The following is a 17843-nucleotide window of genomic DNA, read 5'->3' on the forward strand; positions in this document are numbered from 1 at the left end:
CGGAGACAGAAATCTACATTGCTCCGAAACATCCACACAGGCGACACCACCGCTCCATCGCAGCACGTCAGCGGGGACCGGGGTCGCGCGAAGGGACCGATATCCGTGGCACAGCGCGTAGTAGTCACGATCTCCGACGACATCGATGGCGGAGAAGCATCGGAAACGGTCGTCTTCGGGCTGGACGGTAAGTCGTACGAGATCGACCTCAATGTGGCCAACGCAAAGAAACTGCGGAAGGGCCTCGCCCCGTTCGTGGCGGCCGGCCGCCGGCAGGCGCGTTCCGGGAAGGCCTTCAAGCACACCGCCATCGCTCCCGACCCGGCGGTGGTCCGGGCCTGGGCCCGTTCACACCAGCTCGACGTCCCGCCGCGGGGCCGGATCCCGAAGAAGGTCTACGAGGAGTACAACGCGGCTCACTGAGAGCCGATTTGCCATCCACCCCCACCGGTCCGCTAGTGTGTGGATCACGCCAAGGGCGCGGCCGCAAGCCGAACCCGAAGGTCGTGCGGGTGTAGTTCAGTAGTAGAACATCCCCCTTCCAGGGGGAAGGCGCAGTGTGCGATCCCTGTCACCCGCTCTGCATCGCTTTACGGACCACGGTCGTGGATCAGGTAGAGTGATGCACGCATCGCACGGCAGTTTGTTGTGTCGCGTGTGCGGACGTAGCTCAGTTGGTAGAGCACCACCTTGCCAAGGTGGATGTCGCGCGTTCGAGTCGCGTCGTCCGCTCAGAGTATGAAGGCCCCGATCATTGATCGGGGCCTTTGTCGTATGCGCGGATAGCCGGTCGATCCGCCTTCGGATGTCCCGGCGCCCGGATGTCCCGATGTGCGGCAGATGTACGGCAGATCTACGGCAGCCGATGACATGTGTCATGTCCCCTCCGGCCGCACGGCCGCGAGACTGTGCCCATGAAACTCAGCGGGTGGTGGAAGAACCGCAGCAGCGCGGGGAAGGTCGAGCTGTACACGCGCTGGTCGTTCCACTTCTTCGTGGCCATCGAGATCTTCTCCATCGGTCTGGTCGCCCTGGCCTCCATGGCCGAAAAGACCTCCCCTGTGGTCGGGCTCACCCTCTTCCTCACCGTGTGCGCGCACTCCGTGCTCGTCGGTTTCCTCTCCTCCCGGGCCGTCGACTGGATCGTGGGCCGGCGCGAGCGCCCCGTACGGCTCGCGCTCGTCACCACCGCCCTGACCGCCGCCGCGGTGATCGCGGTCTTCGCCGTGCGCGCGAGCGGCCACACCGGCGACCCGTCGGGGCCCGTGACCCTCGTCACGGGGATGACCTGCTTCACCGGCGGCACGCTCACCCTGTGCCTGCGCCGGGTCCGGCACATGCGCTACCTGGCCCCGGCCGCCGCGGTCTTCGTCGGGCTGGCCGCGCTCGCCTTCGGGACATCGGCCGGCGAGTCCGCCGGTACCGCGGTCGCGGTGCTGCTCTCCTGTCTCTTCCTCTGCGCGGCCTGTGGATTCTCCGGATGGCTGCTCAACACCGTCTACGAGCTGGACCGGACCCGCGAGCTCCAGGCGCAGCTCGCGGTGGCCGAGGAGCGGCTGCGCTTCGGCCGGGACCTGCACGACGTGATGGGCCGCAACCTCGCGGTGATCGCCCTCAAGAGCGAGCTGGCGGTCCAGCTGGCCCGGCGCGAACGCCCGGAGGCCGTGGACCAGATGGTCGAGGTGCAACGGATCGCCCGGGAATCCCAGAAGGAGGTCCGCGACGTGGTCCGCGGCTACCGGGAGGCGGATCTCGCGGTGGAACTGGAGGGTGCGCGCGGGGTGCTGCACGCGGCGGGGATGGACTGCGAGGTCGAGTTCGAGCAGGGCCGCGAGCTGCCCGCCGAAGCCCAGTCGGCGCTCGGCTGGGTGGTGCGCGAGGCCACGACGAACGTGCTGCGGCACGGCGACGCCCGGACCTGCGTGATCCGGCTGACGGCGGCGCCCTCGGGTGCGCTGACGCTCGTGGTGGAGAACGACGGGGCCCCCAAGGCCCCGGCGGGGCCGCCCGGCTCGGGCCTCGCCGGCCTGCGCGAACGGCTCGCCGTGCTCGACGGCACGCTGGAGGCCGGCCCGGTCGACGGCGGCCGATTCCGGCTGCGGGCCGAGATCCCCGGCCCGGCGGGGCCGATCCGAGGACTGGAGACGCGCGCATGAATCCCGTACGGGTACTGCTGGCCGACGACGAGCACCTGATCCGGGGCGCGCTGGCCGCGCTGCTGGGACTGGAGGACGACCTGCTGGTCGTCGCCGAGGCGGCCTCGGGGCCGGAGGCGCTCGCGATGGCGCGGGCCCACCGGCCGGACGTCGCCGTCCTGGACCTCCAGATGCCGGGGGCGGACGGTGTGAGCGTCGCCACGGCCCTGCGCGCCGAGCTCCCCGACTGCAAGACCATGATCGTGACCAGTCACGGGCGCCCGGGACACCTGAAGCGGGCCCTCGCGGCGGGCGTACGGGCCTTCGCGCCGAAGACGGTGTCGGCTCAGCGGCTGGCCGAACTGATCCGGACCGTGCACGCCGGAGGCCGTTACGTGGACCCGGAGTTGGCGGCCGACGCGATCAGCGCGGGGGATTCGCCGCTGACCGCCCGGGAGGCGGAGGTGCTCGAGCTGGCGGGGGACGGGGCGCCCATCGCGGAGATCGCCGAGCGGGCCTCGCTGTCGCCCGGAACGGTACGGAACTACCTGTCCTCGGCGGCGTCGAAGCTGGGCGCCGAGAACCGCCACACGGCGGTGCGTCTCGCACGGGCGAGAGGTTGGGTATAGTAGTTCTCGCGCTACAGCGCATGCGGACATAGCTCAGTTGGTAGAGCACCACCTTGCCAAGGTGGATGTCGCGCGTTCGAGTCGCGTTGTCCGCTCTGTAGTGAAGAAGCCCCCCGGTCCTCGGACCGGGGGGCTTCTCTCGTTCACGGGCTCGCACCGGGCCCGCCGGTGCCCGGGCTCCCGGCGGAGCTGTGCGGGGGCCCCGCGGACGGGGCCCCCACACGTCACCGCTCGGCCTCAGGCCCAGTTCAGGCCGGTGAGCCTCTCGTAGGCCTCGACGTACTTGGCCCGCGTCCGCTCCACGACCTCCTGCGGGAGGGGCGGCGGCGGGAGTTCGCCCTTCGCGTCCCAGCCGGAGGCCGGGGAGGACAGCCAGTCGCGGACGTACTGCTTGTCGAAGGACGGCTGGCTCCGGCCCGGCTCCCACAGGTCGGCGGGCCAGAAGCGCGAGGAGTCCGGGGTCAGCACCTCGTCGGCGGCGACCAGGGTGCCGTCCTGGTCGAAACCGAACTCGAACTTCGTGTCCGCCAGGATGATCCCGCGGTCGCAGGCGATGTCCCGGGCCCGGGAGTACACGGCGAGGGTGGTCCGGCGCAGCAGCGCCGCCGTCTCGGCGCCCTCGGTGCGGGCGACCTCCTCGTAGGAGACGTTCTCGTCGTGCTCCCCGACCTCGGCCTTGGCGGCGGGGGTGAAGATCGCGGCGGGCAGCTCGGAGCCGTCGACGAGGCCCTCGGGCAGGGCCAGGCCGCAGACCGTACGGGTCTGCCGGTACTCGGCGAGGCCGGACCCGGTGAGGTAGCCGCGGGCCACGCACTCGACGGGGACCATGGCGAGGTTCCGGCAGACCAGCGCGCGGCCCGCCCAGTCGGCGGGGGCGCCGGCGGGCAGCTCGGTGCTGACGACGTGGTTCGGGACGAGGTCCGCGAGCTGGTCGAACCACCACAGGGAGAGCTGGGTCAGGATCCGGCCCTTGTCCGGGATCTCGGTGGGCAGCACCCAGTCGGCGGCGGAGATGCGGTCGCTGGCGACCATGACGAGGTTGCCGTCCTCGTCGCGGTAGAGGTCGCGGACCTTGCCGGTGTGGAGGTGGACGAGGCCGGGCACCTGGACCGGCTCGGGCTTTTCGACGAATCCGGGCACGGAGTCTCCCTGTGGTTCTGTACGAGCGCGGTCCCATTCTCCCGCACCTGCCCGCGCGCGGGGACAACGGGTCCGGGCAGCCCTCCGCCGGCCCCCCGGCCGGTCCCGGCCGCCCCCCCGGTCAGTCCCGCTTGCAGATCCGGTCGAGGAGATTGGCCGTCGCCCGCTGGACCCGTCCGTCCACATGGCCGGGGCGGTCCAGGGCCGGGGACCAGGCGAAGGTTCCGGAGGCGAAGACGAGCGCGCCGCTGGGCGACCGGTAGAGCGAGGTCTCCTGGTGGCGGCGGTGGCCTTCGCCGTCCTCGTACGGGGAATGGGCGAGCAGGATCCGGCTCTGGTGCTCGGGGAGCTGCGTGCGGGGGAAGTACCGGTCCGCCTCGCCCGCGACCAGGCCGGGAAGTTCGTCGTTCTCGCAGGCGCCGGTGGAGTCCCACAGCCAGTGCGTGGCGTTGCGCACGACCAGGGGCGCGGGTTCCGGGACCCGCCCCGCGTACTGGATGCCGAGCAGCTGCTGCTCCGGGCGGTCGACCTCGCGCCACAGGCTGGGACGGCCGGGGCCCCGGCGTTTACGGCAGGTGAGGAGCCGGTCGTCGACGCCGGACGGCGAGGGGGAGAGCTCGACCTGCCAGTACATGGTGTTGGCGGAGAGGAAGACGAGCGAGGTGCCGTGGTCCCGGGCCCGTTCGACGGTGCGGCGCATGGGGGCGGACCAGTACTCGTCGTGGCCGGGGAAGACCAGGCCGCGGTAGCGGGTGGGGTCGACGCGGCCGGCGTGCAGGTCGCGGGCGTCGGCGTAGGCCAGGTCGTAGCCGTAGCGCTCGGCCCAGCGGATGAAGTCGTAGGCATGGCCGACGTGCAGGGGCAGGCCGGCGCCGGCGTAGGGCCGGTCGAAGGAGACGGTGATCGCGGCGTCGCGCTCGCCGAGCAGCCGGCCCTCCTCGTCCCAGGCGTGGTAGAGGCTGGCCCCGGTGTGCCCGTCCTCGGGGTAGAGGTTGTAGGCCTGCCAGGTGATGTCCGGGAGCAGCAGCAGCAGGTCCGCCGGGTGGTCGTCGCGCACCGTGAACGGGATGTGCGAGCGGTATCCGTCGGCGGTCGTCAGCACGGCCACGTACGCCCCGACGCTCCAGTAGGAGGGGACCTGGAGCCGCCAGGACTGCCACCAGTGGTGACAGGAGACGGTGCGGTCCGCCGTGAGGGGCGCGGGCTGGACGATGCCGGAGAGCCGGGGGCTCGTGGTGATCTTGGAGGCGCCGTCGCCTCCGTAGTGGCCGATGCGGTACACGTCGACGGAGAACTGCTGCGGCGGGTCCACGGTGATGTGGAAGTCGATGGCCTCGCCCGGCGCGACGGCCCCGGTGGAGGTGAAGCCCTTGATCTGCCGGTGCACGTCATCGGCGGTCCGGGGGCCGCCGTTGCTCCGCGCCCGGGGGACCTGTCCGGCGGCGAGGGCCGGGTCGACGTACCAGGGGACGACCTGGCCGTGGTCGTCGTAGTAGAGCTCGCTGCCCCGGAGCCACGGCAGGGGGCCCTGTCCGAAGGGATCGGTCACCGCGTGCGCGAGCGCACCTGACTCCCAGCGCCGGATCTGCTCCGTACCCATACCGCTCCCCTCCCTGGCTCCCCCGAACGCCGCGACCGGTCCCAGCACATCACATAACGCACGCGGCCCGTCACCCTTCGTCGCTAAAAGTTCAGCTGGGGGCCACACTTCGTCCGTAGCGCTTTCCGGTCCTGCCCTTCGGCGGGATCCGGGGCGCGGGGCCTAGACCAGCCGCACCGGCTTCTCGGGGCGGACCCCGGTCTCGGCGAGCCAGTCCCGCAGCGGCCCGGAGTCGCCGTCCTCGACGAGCGAGAGGACCCGCGGCGCGAGGTCCGCCCGGCGCGCTCCGCCGACCAGCAGCACGGGGCCGTCCAGCCAGTCCAGCCCGGGCGCGGCCCCGGCGAAGTCCACCGCGGCGCAGCACACCAGCGCCAGCACGTGGTCCGCGAGCAGGTCCCGGCCGCTGCGCGGAGCTTCCAGCGGGAAGAGCGGCACCGCGGTCGCGCCGCGCGCGGGCCCGGCCGGTACGGCCTCCCGCGCGAGGTCGCCGCTCAGCCGCCCGGCCAGCGTGTCGGCGTTCGCCGCGGTGTCGTCCGGGGTCCCGGCGGCGGATGCGGGCGGGGCCGAGAGGTAGGCGAGCACCCGTTCCACCGTGGAGGCGGCGGGCGCGGACAGCGCGTCCAGCGCGGCCAGCAGCCGGGCCGCCTCCGTACGCCACTTGCGGTCGACGACCTCCTCCGGGTACGCCGCCCAGTCCACCGGGGACCAGTCCGGCCCGGCCTCGGCGGGGCCGCCGTGGAACAGCCGCGCGGCCAGCAGCGAGGCGGCCTCGTCCACCACCCCCGGCTGCTCCAGCAGATCGCACGCCGGGCGCTCGCCCAGCCGCGAGGTGAACCCGTCGGCCAGCCGGTCGCGCCGGGACAGCTCGGTCAGCGCGGAGACCACGCCCGCGTCGAGGCGGGCCGGCCAGCGGCCCATCCGCCAGGCGGGCAGCGCGACGCGGGTCAGCAGCCGGTCCCAGCCGGCGTACGCCAGCCCGACCTGCTCCTGGGCGACGATGCGCAGCGCGTAGTCCACGCCCTGTGCGCGTTCGGAAGCGGCGGCGGCGACCCCGCGCTCCATCTCGGCGGCGTCGACCCGGCACAGCCGCAGCAGCACCCGGGCCGGGGCCCCGATCCAGCCGAGGAAGCGACGGTTGCCCACGTCCGCGGCGGCGTCGAGGCCGCGGACGAATCCGCGGGCATCGGCTATGTCGGGGTGCGCGGACGGTCCCGTACCGGCGACGACGGGCGCGAGGACGGCGCGGAGTTCCGCGACGCGCATCCACCACAGGAACGGCGAACCGATCACCAGGACGGGCGCGGCGCCGGGCTCCGACTCCGGAGCGGGCCGCGCGATCGGGCCGCCCGGTCCGGCGGCCCCGCCCGGTATGCGCCCGCGGGCACGGCGGTGGGCCGCGTGGGTGCGGTCCTCCAGCCAGCTGTCGCAGTCGGGCGTCAGGGCTATCGCGGAGGGCGCGGGAACGTCCATCCGGTCCGCCAGGTCCCGCACGAGCCGGTAGAGATCGGGGGCGGACGCCTCCGACAGCGGCACGGTCGGGGTCACGGCCGGGGTCGCCCGCAGGACGACGGCGGCGAACGTCCCGCCGACGAGGAGGACGACCGCGGCGACCAGGCACACGGTGAGGGTCACCGCCGGCCAGGGGTCGCCGAGGAGCCGGCCCGTCATCCGGGCGGCCACCAGCACCACCGCGAGGGCGGCGGGCAGCAGCCCGACGGCCAGGGCCCTGCTGCGCACGCGCAGCACTGCCAAGGCGCGGGAACGTGCGGACGGTGTGCCCGCTTCGGCGATCGAACTTGTTCCGGACACGGCCGGACCTCACCCCCTCTGCCCTGCGGCGGCGTTGCTCACTCCCCCACTGTGACACCCGCCCCTGACATCGCAATGCCGGTGGGCCAAGTGCCCCAACGAGCGCCGGAATGCATGCGCCGCACCATAGTTGGGGCGCGCCCGGCCGTCAGGCGGACCGAGGGACGATCACCCGATGGAATGGCTTTGGGTAAAGGTGGGTGCGTTCGAACGCGACGGGGTGCACTCGCACGCGGATACGCCCGCGGGCCCGGCCGCACCAGGTGCGTACCGGACCCGCGTCCGTGAGATCCCGCCGGTCGGCGGCGCTCAGGCGCCTTCGGCGGCCTTGGCCGCGATGTCCGTGCGGTGCTGCGAGCCGTCGAGCCTGATCCGCTCGACGGCCTTGTACGCCTTCGTCCGGGCCTGCGCCAGGTCGGAACCGGTGGCCGTCACCGACAGCACGCGGCCGCCCGCGCTGACGACCGCGTCGCCCTCGCGCCGGGTCCCGGCGTGCAGCACGTACGCGTCGGGGGCGTCATGCTCGGCCACCTCGGCCAGGCCCTCGATGGGGTCCCCGGTGCGCGGGGTCTCCGGGTAGTTGTGGGAGGCGATGACGACGGTGACGGCCGCGTCGTCGCGCCAGCTGAGCGGGGGCTCGTCGTGCAGGGTCCCGTTGGCGGAGTTCAGCAGCACGCTCGCGAGCGGCGTGCGCAGCCGGGCCAGGACCACCTGGGTCTCCGGGTCGCCGAAGCGGGCGTTGAACTCGATGACCCGCACGCCGCGCGAGGTGATCGCGAGGCCCGCGTAGAGCAGCCCGGAGAAGGGGGTGCCGCGGCGGCGCAGTTCGTCCACGGTCGGCTGCAGGACGGATCCCATGACCTCGTCGACGAGCTTCGGGTCGGCCCAGGGGAGCGGGGAGTACGCACCCATGCCGCCGGTGTTGGGGCCCTCGTCGCCGTCGAGCGCGCGCTTGAAGTCCTGCGCGGGCTGGAGCGGCAGCACGGTGACGCCGTCGGTGATGGCGAAGAGGGAGACCTCGGGGCCGTCGAGGAACTCCTCGATGACGACGCGGTCGCAGCGCAGCGCGTGGGCGCGGGCGGCGGCCAGGTCGTCGGTGACCACGACGCCCTTGCCGGCGGCGAGGCCGTCGTCCTTGACCACGTACGGGGCGCCGAAGGCGTCGAGGGCCGCGTCCACCTCTTCCGGGGTGGTGCACACGTGGCTGCGGGCCGTCGGGACGCCGGCCGCGGCCATCACGTCCTTGGCGAAGGCCTTGGAGCCCTCCAGCCGCGCCGCTTCACCGGACGGGCCGAAGACGGGGATGCCGGCCGCGCGGACGACGTCGGCGACGCCGGCGACGAGCGGGGCCTCCGGGCCGACGACGACCAGGTCGGCGCGGAGCTCGGTGGCGAGGCGGGCGACGGCTTCACCGTCGAGGGCGTCGACCGGGCGGAGCTCGGCCACCTCGGCGATGCCGGCGTTGCCTGGTGCGCAGTACAGCGCGTTGACGTCGGGATCGAGGGACAGAGAGCGGCACAGGGCATGTTCGCGGGCGCCGCCGCCGATGACGAGGACCTTCACGGCATGAAGGGTAGCCCGCGCTCCGGATTCCCTTTCGTGCGGGCCGCCAAGTCGGACCCCTTATTCGTTCGTGTATTCCTCCACAACCGTGGCTCCGAGCTCGCGCACGATCAGGTCGTGTCCGGTCAGCGCGGAGTCGACGAGGTCGGGATCGTCGTCCTCCGGTACGTCGTCCTCGGGCGCGACGGGCGGGGGTCCCTGCTGCGCGGGGGGCTGCTGCGGCGCGGGCTGCTGGTACGAGGCCTGCTGCTGCGGGGGCTGCGCCTGCGGGGGGGCTGCCGGAGCCTGCTGGACCGGCGCCGGGTGGTAGGCGGGCGCGGGCGGAGCGCCGTAGGACGAGGCGGAGACGGGTCCCGCGGGCGGGCCGCCGCCACCGATGACGGCCTCGATCTTCCAGTTGACCTGGAACTGCTCGGCGAGGACCGCCTTGAGCACCTCCTCGCTGCCGCTGCTCGCGAAGTTGTCGCGGGCGCCTGCGTTCGGGAAGCCGAGCTGGAGGGTGGCGCCGTCGAAGCCGGCGACCTGGGCGTTCTGGCTGAGCAGGATCCAGGTGAAGCGGCGGCGGTTCTTGACGGCTTCGAGGACGGACGGCCACATCGCCTGGATCTGCCCGGCGCCGGCGGCCATGCCGGGCGCCGGGCCGGAGGCGGCCGGGGCGGGTGCCGCCCCGTGGGCGGGGGCCGGGGCCGCCGGGGCGGCCGCCGGGGAACCGGGAGCGGCGGCGCTGGGCCAGGCACCGGCGGCGGGGGCCGCGGGGGCCGGCGCGGCGGGCCGGGCCGCGGGGGCCGCGGCTCCGGGCCAGGCACCGGGGGCGGCTGCGGCGGGAGCCGCGGGAGGAGTGGCGGGGGCCCCGCCACCGGGCTGCGCGGCTCCGGGCCAGGCACCGGGCGCGGCGGCCGGGGGCGCCGCCGGGGCCGGAGCCGGGGCGTGCGCCGCGGGGGCCTGGGGGGCGGGGGCCGCGGGGGCCTGGGCGGGCGGCTGCTGGTGGGCCGCGGGAGCCGGGGCCTGAGCGGGAGCCCGTACGGCCGCGGGGGCCATGGGGTGCGCCTCCGGACCCGGTACGTAGCCCATGGCGGGAGCCTGGGCGAAGGAGGCGGCGGCGGCCGCGCCGCCGCGCTCCAGCCGGTCGAGCCGCGCCTGGAAGGAGCGCTCGTCGTCGAAGGCGGCGGGCAGCAGCACGCGGGCGCAGATCAGCTCCAGCTGGAGCCGGGGCGAGGTCGCGCCGCGCATCTCGGTGAGCCCCGTGTTGACCAGGTCGGCGGCCCGGGACAGCTCGGCGGCCCCGAAGACGGAGGCCTGGGCCTGCATGCGCTCGACGACGTCGGCCGGGGCGTCGATGAGCCCCTTCTCGCCGGCGTCGGGCACGGCGGCCAGGATCACCAGGTCGCGCAGCCGCTCGAGCAGGTCGGCGACGAAGCGGCGCGGGTCGTTGCCGCCCTCGACCACCCGGTCGACGATCTCGAACGCGGCGGCCCCGTCCCCGGAGGCGAAGGCGTCCACGACGGCGTCCAGCAGGGTCCCGTCGGTGTAGCCGAGGAGCGAGGTGGCCATGGCGTACGTCACACCCTGGTCGGCGGCGCCGGCCAGCAGCTGGTCCATGACGGACATGGAGTCCCGGACGGATCCGGCGCCGGCGCGCACGACGAGCGGCAGCACACCGTCCTCGACGTGGGCCCCTTCGCGGCCGCAGACCTCGCCGAGGTAGTCGCGCAGGGTGCCGGGGGGCACGAGCCGGAAGGGGTAGTGGTGCGTCCGGGACCGGATGGTCCCGATGACCTTCTCGGGCTCGGTCGTGGCGAAGATGAACTTGAGGTGCTCCGGCGGCTCCTCGACCACCTTCAGCAGGGCGTTGAAGCCCGCCGAGGTGACCATGTGGGCCTCGTCGATGATGTAGATCTTGTACCGGCTGGAGGCGGGCCCGAAGAAGGCCTTCTCGCGCAGGTCACGGGCGTCGTCCACACCACCGTGCGAGGCCGCGTCGATCTCGATGACGTCGATGGACCCCGGGCCGTTGCGCGCGAGGTCCTTGCAGGACTGGCACTCCCCGCAGGGGGTGGGCGTGGGGCCTTGCTCACAGTTGAGGCACCGCGCCAGGATCCGCGCGCTGGTGGTCTTGCCACAGCCTCGCGGACCACTGAACAGGTACGCGTGATTGACCCGGTTGTTCCGCAGGGCCTGCATCAGCGGGGCAGTGACATGCTCCTGCCCGATGACCTCGGCGAACGACTCGGGGCGGTAGCGGCGGTACAGCGCAAGGGACGACACGTCTACGAGGTTATCCGGGCGCACCGACAAAGGCGGCCCGCGTGCCCGCCCCGGAACGCAAAGCGCCCCCCACGCACCCACCAGAGCCCACTTACCCTTGCTGCCTTCCGGCCCTGGGGGAGTTGGGTGAGATAGCGCCACGTGAGGGGCTGGCCCCACCCTAGCGGATGGAAGGCCCCGGAATCGAGCCGGGCCCCGGGAACGTCCTCCCCTGATCCCCTCCGTCCCTCCGCGGAGCACCGCCCGACGATCACGTTCGCGAGCACCCCTCAGCGTCTTGTATTGTTTGCCCCGGAGGATTCGCCTAGTGGCCTAGGGCGCACGCTTGGAAAGCGTGTTGGGGGCAACCCCTCACGAGTTCGAATCTCGTATCCTCCGCCATTGCTCTCACCGGGCAATACGTTGAAGAGCCCCACCGCTTGCGGTGGGGCTCTTTGCGTTGCCCCGTCTCAGGACCGCTGTCAGCGGTCCGGCGCTTCGTCGTGTGCTCTGGGTGCAGACGGCGTGTGCGACGCCCGTGAGATGCGCTCCCCCGGGGAGGAACCGCCCCCGTTCGTCACCCCCGGCCCCGGTGTGTGCACCATGCTTGGCTCTGCGCCGGGGCCGTTCCGGTGCCGCTGCCCGGTCCGACGAGGTGCCCCATGAAGTCCCGATCAACGCTGGCAGGCTGGCTGGGTTCGCTCGACGCTCCGCGCCTGGCACGCGTACTCGCCACGCGGAAGGACGCGGCGGCGGCTCCGGAACCGCGCACGGTGGGGGAGCTGGCGGACCGCCTCCAGCGCCCGGGGTCGGTGGCACTCGCCCTGCCGCCCCTCACGCTGCCGTGCCTGCAAGTGGCCGAGGCGCTGGCGGCGCGGGGAGGACCGGCGTCGCGCGATGACCTGGCGAAGCTGCTGGGAGCAGCGGACGGCGAAGCCGCCCGCGCTCTGGACTTCACCCTGGAGGCGCTGGCCGATCACGCCCTGGTGTGGCCGGATGCCGCAGGAGCGCTCCGCATGGCCTCTCCCCTGCGGCAGGCGTGGGAGGCACCTCTGGGGCTGGACGCGCCTCTGGAGAAACTCCTGGCAGGCGCGGCCTCCGAAGAGCTGCGCGCCATGCTGGTGACACTCGGCATCAAGCCGCCGGGCACCAAGCAGCAGCGGCTGGCGGCCCTCGTGGAACACCACAGTGACCCGGGAGCCGTCACCGAAGTGGTGGCACAGGCACCCGCGGTCACCCGGAAGCTGCTCGCGCGCCGGGCGGACTCCACGGCGGGGCAGCGGCAGTCCATCCTGTCCGGGTCGTCCGGACCCGAGCTCGAACCCGGCGCGCGGTGGGCCCTCGACCGGGGACTGCTGATCGTGGACCGCCACCGCTACGGCCCCGCGCGCATGCCCGTCGAAGTCGCGCTGGCACTGCGCGGGCCGGGCTGGCACGCCCCGTTCGATCCCGTTCCGCCTTCCGCGCAGTGGGTGGCGATCGGCTCCGCCGAGGTGGAGCGGGAGGCGGCAGCTGCGGCCACGGCGTTCGCCGCCCAGGCCGCGTCGGTCCTCTCCGCCTGTTCCGCGTCTGCGCCGGCCAGGCTCAAAGCCGGCGGGATCGGCGCCCGGGAACTGGCTCGGATCGGCAAGGCCTCCCAGGCCGACGACGCCGTCGTACGCCTCACACTGGAGACCGCGTACGCGGCCGGACTGCTGGGCCGGGAACACGACCGCGTGGTACCCACCGAGGTGTACGACGCCTGGGCGGAACAGGAGCCCGCCGAACGGCTCGCCGTCCTGCTCCGGGCATGGCACCACCTGACTCTCACCCCCACCCCGGCGCGCGACGAGGACAACAAGGCACTCCCGGCCCTCGCGGGAGCACCTCCCTGCGGCGGCTGCCTGCAAGCCCGGCACGGGCTGCTCCACGCGGCGGCCCAGCTCCCGGCGGGACACGGCGCGACCACCGGATCGGACCTGGGGGCCCTGGTGGCCTGGTACCGCCCGCTCGCCGACTCGTCACCTCAGGACGCAACACCGTTCGCCGCTCTGATCCGCGAGGCCGAGCTGCTCGGCGTACTCGCCCGCGGCGCGCTTTCTCCCCTCGGTACCGCCCTGCTGGAAGACGGCGCGGCAGGTCTGGCCGCCGCGTGCGGGCGGCTCCTGCCCACGGCTGCCCGAACGGCCCGGATCGGCGCCGACCTCACCGCGATCGTCACCGGCACGCCGTCCGCCCCACTCGCCTCGCTGCTGGATTCCGTCGCCGACCGCGAGACCAGCGGGACGGCCTCGGTGTGGCGGTTCAGTACCGGCAGCGTCCGCCGGGCCCTGGATGCGGGGCATTCGCCTGACGGCCTCGCAGCCGACCTGGCCGCCGTCGCTTCCGGGCCGCTGCCCCAGCCCCTGTCGTATCTCATCGCCGACACCGCCCGCGGTCACGGCCGCGTGCGCATCGCCCCGGCCGTCTGCGTCATCCACGGCGCGGAGCCGGCGCTCCTCACCGAGCTCGCCGCCCACCGCAAGCTGGCCGAACTCGGCCTGCGGCAGCTCGCTCCCACCGTGCTGGTGAGCCGCAGCACGCTGGAGACGACCCTCGCCGCGCTCCGGGCCGAGGGTTACGCACCCGTCGGCGAGAGCGCCGACGGAACCGTACGCATCGAGAAGGAACGACCGCGCAGGGCAGCCGCCCGCGTACCGACACCGCGGCGGGCCGGCGCAGGCGCCGGTCGCCGCAGCGCGGTACGCGACACCACGAGGACACCGGCCGCCGCCGACCCGAACGCCCTGGCCATCCGGCTGCTCAGCGCCCCTCCGGCCGAGCCGGAGCCCGACCCGTTCGGCAGCGGGGTCCCCTTCGGCACCGACACCGAGGAGATCGTCGCCGGGTGGGCGAAACGCCTGCCGTACAGCGACGTCCGCCAGCTCGCCCACGCCGTCGACGCCGGTCAGGCCATCACCGTCGAGTACGTCGCCACCTCCGGCAAGCGGACCGTGCGCACACTCAGCCGCCTCGCGCTCGACCCGCCCTACCTGGAAGCCTGGTGCCACCTGCGAGAAGACGAACGCGTCTTCACCCTCTCCCGCATCCACGGCGTCATGCCGGTGTGACCGTCCGAGGGCCGCACGCAGCCGAGCGGCGGTCGCGGTTCCGGTGGTGCGATCCTGGCGTGCACGGCGGGATTCACACGCCGTCGGTCCAGTACTCCTGAAGGCGGGCCACGGCATCCTCCTTGGTCAGCTCGGCGACCGCCGCCTCCGCGAGGCCGACACGGCGGATCAGCAGATGGACCAGGTCCGCGGGGAGCGATTCCTTCGGCGCGGACGGGGCCCCGCGGTCAGGGAGCCGCCCCTCGGTCACGCAGTCCCAGAACTCGCTCTCGGCGACGACCAGCTGATCGCGCAGGATGTGGCTCCACATCGCGGCGCCGTAGACCGTCCGGTCCACCGGGTGGGAGATCCGGGTCCGCAGGATCCGTCCGTCGTACAGGGTCAGCTCATAGGTGACGTGATGCGTGCCGGTGCGGCCACGGGCGTCCCGTACGCGTTCCCAGCCCTCGACGACACAGAACCGGTCATGGCGTTCACGGTCCGGCTGCGGCCGGCTCACCGGTGCGCCCCCACCAGCCAGTCAGCCAGCTCACGGTCGTCGCTCAGCGCGATCAGCTGCACCAGGCCCCAGTTGTCCTGATGGTTGGGCGCCAGCCGAAGCCGCTCCTGCCAGTCGTCGGCGTACTCCCGCAGGGCGTCGACCATCTCGCCGACGGCCTCGTCGAAGCTGGACCCGTCGGCCGCGACCGGAAGTCCGGGGATGAAGATCGACCATCCGCCCTCTTCCGCGACCACCTCCGCCTTGGACGGACAGACCGTGGACAGATACCGGCGCAGGCGCGCGACGTCCACGACCGCGGCGCACCCGGCAGCCCGCCGCACGGTGGCGACCCGCCCCTCGCCGGCGGCATCGAGAAGTTCTTTCAGGTGCGTGCGCGCCTCGGTGTAGTTCTCGTAGTGCACCGCTGACATGAGCGACCTCCCTCAGGGCTCCGGACCACCAGAGTGCGCCCCCCTCGCATGTACGTCAAGTACGTCGAGTACTTCACGGACGTGCCACGTACGTGACGTACGGGCGTGCCGCGAGCAGCCGGGGAGGAGGGTGGCCGCCAGGAGGCCGTGGGGGTAGCTTCCGGCAGGGCACACTCGCACGCGTGCACAACGTCCGAGCCGACGTCAGGCGGGGTACTCCATGAGCCGGACCGTGATCGATCCCGCCGTCGGCGACGACGGCGAGGGCGCCGAAGCAGTCGGACCCGGCGCCGGGGTGCTCCTGGTGCCGGGGCGGGGGCAGCGGACCACCACCGCCGGGCTGCTCGCCGGGGCGGCCGCGCGCCGGGGGATGGAGGTACGGGGCCTCGGCGGCGGGGCCGGGGACCTGGCCGGGCGGGCCGTGCACTGGTGCGGCGGGCCCGTGGCGGGGGCCCGGGTGGCCGGGCCGCTCGGGATCGGGCTGCTGGAGCCGCCGGACGACTGGCTGGCCGGGCTGCCCGGATGGGCCACCGGGCGCCGCGTCCGGCTGACCTGCCTGGCGGAGGCCCGGGCGGCGCTGCGCGGGCCGGCCTTCGTGAAGCCGCCGCGCGAGAAGTCCTTCCCCGCCGCCGTGTACGCGGACGGCGCCGCCCTGCCCCCGCTGCCGGCGGACACGCCGGTGCTGGTCTCCGAGGTGGTGGAGTTCGCCGTCGAGTACCGGCTGTTCCTGCTGGACGGGGAGATCGCCGCCGCGAGCCGCTACGCCGTCCACGGCCGCCTCGACCCGGCCCCGCTGGACGAGGATCCCCGGGCCGCGGACGTACGGGCCTTCGCGGCCCGGCTGCTGGCGGAGGCGGGCGGGGGCCTGCCCGGCGCGGTCACCGTCGACGTCGGAATCATCGGCGGCGCCGGGGGGAGCGGGAACGGCCGGCCGGCGGTGGTGGAGGCCAACATGGCCTGGTTCTCGAACTGTTACGCCGCCGACCCGGAGCGCGTCCTGGACGTCGTGCTCCGCGCGGCCGGCCCCCGGGAGCGGGTCGCCGACCGCGATCTGCCCTTCCTGCGGGGCCTGCGGTAGTGCCGCGTCAGGGCGCGTCTGCCGGGTCCGGCGGCCGCCGGGACCCGGATCCCGCGCCCTCGGCGTCCTGTCCGTGCGGAATCAGGGCCACGGGGGCGCGGGCGCGGTGGGCGACCGCGTGGTCCGTGGGGCCGAGGCCGTGCAGGGGGCGGTGGTGGCGGCGGCCGACGACCAGGAGGTCGGCGGTCGCGGACTCGTCGACCAGGACGTCCGCGGCGTCGCCGGGACGGCTCACGCAGGTGGTCGGCACCGCCGGGTGGCGCGCGGAGGCCTCGGCGACCGCGGCCTCGAGCGACGCCTGCCCCGCCGCTTCCCCCGCGTGCACGGCGCGCAGCGGCAGGCCGTGCACGGCCGCCCACGCGTAGGCGAATTCGAGGACGAGGCCGTAGTCACCGTCGGGGTCCACGCCGACGACCACACCCTGGCCGCGGTGCGGGTGCTCGTCGGTCTCGCGGACCAGGACGACGGGGATCCCGGTGCGTCCGGCGACGGTCAGAGCCGTGGAGCCGAGCAGCGGGACCACGTGGTGGTGGTGCCCGCTCGCTCCGACGACGAGCAGCTGGGCGCCGGCCGCGGCGCGCGGGAGCTCGCTGCCGGGTCCGCCCTCGACCGTGACCGTCTCGACGATCAGCCCGGGGTGGGCGGACCGGAGTCCATCGGCGACGGTCGCGAGCAGCGCCATGGAGGCCGTCACGCTCTCGCCGAGCACGGGCTCGAACTCGGGGGAGATCGGCTGGATCTTCGGCCAGGCCTGGCCGACGTTGAGGAGGCGCAGGGGCACCCCCGCCGACCGCGCTTCGCGGGCGGCCCAGCGGGCGGCGGCGAGGCTGCGGGGGGATCCGTCGAACCCGACGAGGAAAGGGAGGGACGGGGGAGATTGCGGGGACTGGGGAGACTGGAGGGACTCGGGGGACTGCGGAGACATCGCGGCACCTTTCTACCTGTGCCGCGGCCATGTCCCGGTCCTGTGGTGCCGCGGCCGTGTCCTGGTCGCTCCTACGACGCTACGCCTGCCGCCCGGCTGCCCGCGCGCCGTCCCCGGCGGAGTGCGCCCGACGCCTCGCATCCGCCGACGGGGACCACCCGCACGGTGGCCGCCGCTCCGGAAAAGAATCTCCGGACTTCCTGTCACACACGCGCGGCGGCGCGGGTCAGTGCGGTGAGGAACGAAAACACCGCCTTCCGAGGAGCATTCCATGAACATCGCCGCCACCGTCGTCGCCGTCCTCGCCGCCGCCATGTCGGGCTTCTCGGGCTACTCGCTCCTGAGCCGCGCCGCGTGGGTCGTGGAGGCCATGGAGGAGTACGGGGTCCCCCGGACCTGGTGGACCCCGCTCGGCGCCGCGAAGGCCGCCGGAGCGGTGGGCCTGCTGGTCGGGCTCTTCGTCCCCGTCATCGGCATCGCCGCCGGCGCCGGCCTCGTCCTCTACTACGCCGGGGCCGTGATCACCGTGATCCGCGCCCGCTCGTACAAGCACGTCCCGTTCCCGGTGATCTACATGGCCCCGGTCGTCGCGGCCTTCGCCGCCTAGGTCTGTTGCCCGGACCCGCGTACGACGGCCCCCGCGGGGCGGGCGCCGTATGACGGGCATCGCGGGGAGGGCGGGGCCACCGGGCCGGTGGCGCCGCCCTCCCCGCAGGCGC

The 17843-nt window shown here is 73.9% G+C and carries 14 protein-coding genes, 4 tRNA genes and 1 other RNA gene; 10 read left to right on the forward strand and 9 right to left on the reverse strand.

The features are described 5' to 3' along the window. Positions 1 to 105 precede the first annotated feature (105 nt). The 6 genes from ABZY44_RS09690 (at position 106) to ABZY44_RS09715 (ending at position 2859) form a co-directional block, all read left to right on the forward strand. On the forward strand, positions 106 to 423 hold the full coding sequence (locus ABZY44_RS09690) for an Lsr2 family protein (protein WP_356651720.1): 318 nt from the start codon (positions 106 to 108) through the stop codon (positions 421 to 423). Positions 424 to 508: 85 nt separating this feature from the next. Continuing rightward, positions 509 to 580, forward strand: a tRNA-Gly gene (locus ABZY44_RS09695). 79 nt (positions 581 to 659) lie between these two features. Beyond that, positions 660 to 732 (forward strand) — tRNA-Gly (locus ABZY44_RS09700). 182 nt (positions 733 to 914) lie between these two features. Next, complete coding sequence (locus tag ABZY44_RS09705) at positions 915 to 2156, forward strand: histidine kinase (protein ID WP_356651722.1); 1242 nt, start codon at positions 915 to 917, stop codon at positions 2154 to 2156. Further along, positions 2153 to 2764, forward strand: a complete 612-nt coding sequence (locus ABZY44_RS09710; protein WP_356651724.1) for a response regulator transcription factor — start codon at positions 2153 to 2155, stop codon at positions 2762 to 2764. The genes ABZY44_RS09705 and ABZY44_RS09710 overlap by 4 nt, the downstream gene beginning before the upstream one ends. 22 nt (positions 2765 to 2786) lie before the next feature. Next, positions 2787 to 2859 (forward strand) — tRNA-Gly (locus ABZY44_RS09715). 142 nt (positions 2860 to 3001) lie between these two features. On the opposite strand, the gene ABZY44_RS09720 is transcribed toward ABZY44_RS09715, so the two are convergent. The 6 genes from ABZY44_RS09720 to ffs form a co-directional block, all read right to left on the reverse strand. Continuing rightward, complete coding sequence (locus tag ABZY44_RS09720) at positions 3002 to 3904, reverse strand: phosphoribosylaminoimidazolesuccinocarboxamide synthase (RefSeq protein ID WP_356651726.1); 903 nt, start codon at positions 3902 to 3904, stop codon at positions 3002 to 3004. Positions 3905 to 4025: 121 nt separating this feature from the next. Beyond that, positions 4026 to 5504 carry a N,N-dimethylformamidase beta subunit family domain-containing protein gene (locus ABZY44_RS09725; RefSeq protein ID WP_356651728.1) on the reverse strand — a complete coding sequence of 493 codons (1479 nt, stop codon included), beginning with the start codon at positions 5502 to 5504 and terminating at the stop codon, positions 4026 to 4028. 162 nt (positions 5505 to 5666) lie between these two features. Next, a complete protein-coding gene (locus ABZY44_RS09730; RefSeq protein ID WP_356651730.1) occupies positions 5667 to 7313 on the reverse strand; it encodes a hypothetical protein in 1647 nt (548 codons plus the stop codon). Positions 7314 to 7622: 309 nt separating this feature from the next. Then, the gene (gene purD, locus ABZY44_RS09735) at positions 7623 to 8876 is read right to left on the reverse strand and encodes a phosphoribosylamine--glycine ligase (RefSeq protein ID WP_356651732.1); all 1254 of its coding nucleotides are present in this window, start codon (positions 8874 to 8876) and stop codon (positions 7623 to 7625) included. 60 nt (positions 8877 to 8936) lie between these two features. Next, on the reverse strand, positions 8937 to 11141 hold the full coding sequence (locus ABZY44_RS09740; RefSeq protein WP_356651734.1) for a DNA polymerase III subunit gamma and tau: 2205 nt from the start codon (positions 11139 to 11141) through the stop codon (positions 8937 to 8939). 55 nt (positions 11142 to 11196) lie between these two features. Continuing rightward, an RNA gene (gene ffs, locus ABZY44_RS09745) (signal recognition particle sRNA small type) lies at positions 11197 to 11295 on the reverse strand. A 139-nt stretch (positions 11296 to 11434) separates the two neighbouring features. Between ffs and ABZY44_RS09750 the strand changes: the two genes are divergently transcribed. Both ABZY44_RS09750 and ABZY44_RS09755 read left to right on the forward strand, forming a co-directional pair. After that, a tRNA-Ser gene (locus tag ABZY44_RS09750) sits at positions 11435 to 11522 on the forward strand. A gap of 260 nt (positions 11523 to 11782) precedes the next feature. Continuing rightward, positions 11783 to 14209, forward strand: coding sequence for a helicase C-terminal domain-containing protein (locus ABZY44_RS09755; RefSeq protein ID WP_356651736.1), 2427 nt, complete (start codon positions 11783 to 11785; stop codon positions 14207 to 14209). Between the two features lie 73 nt (positions 14210 to 14282). Here the strand turns inward: ABZY44_RS09755 and ABZY44_RS09760 are convergent, their stop codons facing one another. Beyond that, positions 14283 to 14708 (reverse strand): cytotoxic translational repressor of toxin-antitoxin stability system, encoded by a 426-nt coding sequence (locus ABZY44_RS09760; RefSeq protein WP_356651738.1) that lies wholly within the window; start codon positions 14706 to 14708, stop codon positions 14283 to 14285. After that, positions 14705 to 15121, reverse strand: coding sequence for a prevent-host-death protein (locus tag ABZY44_RS09765; protein ID WP_356651740.1), 417 nt, complete (start codon positions 15119 to 15121; stop codon positions 14705 to 14707). The genes ABZY44_RS09760 and ABZY44_RS09765 overlap by 4 nt, the downstream gene beginning before the upstream one ends. A 370-nt stretch (positions 15122 to 15491) precedes the next feature. Here ABZY44_RS09765 and ABZY44_RS09770 point away from each other — a divergent pair, with 370 nt between their 5' ends. After that, on the forward strand, positions 15492 to 16199 hold the full coding sequence (locus ABZY44_RS09770; protein WP_356651835.1) for an ATP-grasp domain-containing protein: 708 nt from the start codon (positions 15492 to 15494) through the stop codon (positions 16197 to 16199). 7 nt (positions 16200 to 16206) lie between these two features. On the opposite strand, the gene ABZY44_RS09775 is transcribed toward ABZY44_RS09770, so the two are convergent. Next, positions 16207 to 17124 carry a universal stress protein gene (locus tag ABZY44_RS09775; protein WP_356651742.1) on the reverse strand — a complete coding sequence of 306 codons (918 nt, stop codon included), beginning with the start codon at positions 17122 to 17124 and terminating at the stop codon, positions 16207 to 16209. Between the two features lie 271 nt (positions 17125 to 17395). Here ABZY44_RS09775 and ABZY44_RS09780 point away from each other — a divergent pair, with 271 nt between their 5' ends. Beyond that, on the forward strand, positions 17396 to 17731 hold the full coding sequence (locus ABZY44_RS09780; protein ID WP_356651744.1) for a DoxX family protein: 336 nt from the start codon (positions 17396 to 17398) through the stop codon (positions 17729 to 17731). Positions 17732 to 17843: the final 112 nt, after the last annotated feature.

It is taken from the genome of Streptomyces sp. NPDC006544, from assembly GCF_040611715.1.
In the GTDB taxonomy this organism is placed as follows: domain Bacteria; phylum Actinomycetota; class Actinomycetes; order Streptomycetales; family Streptomycetaceae; genus Streptomyces.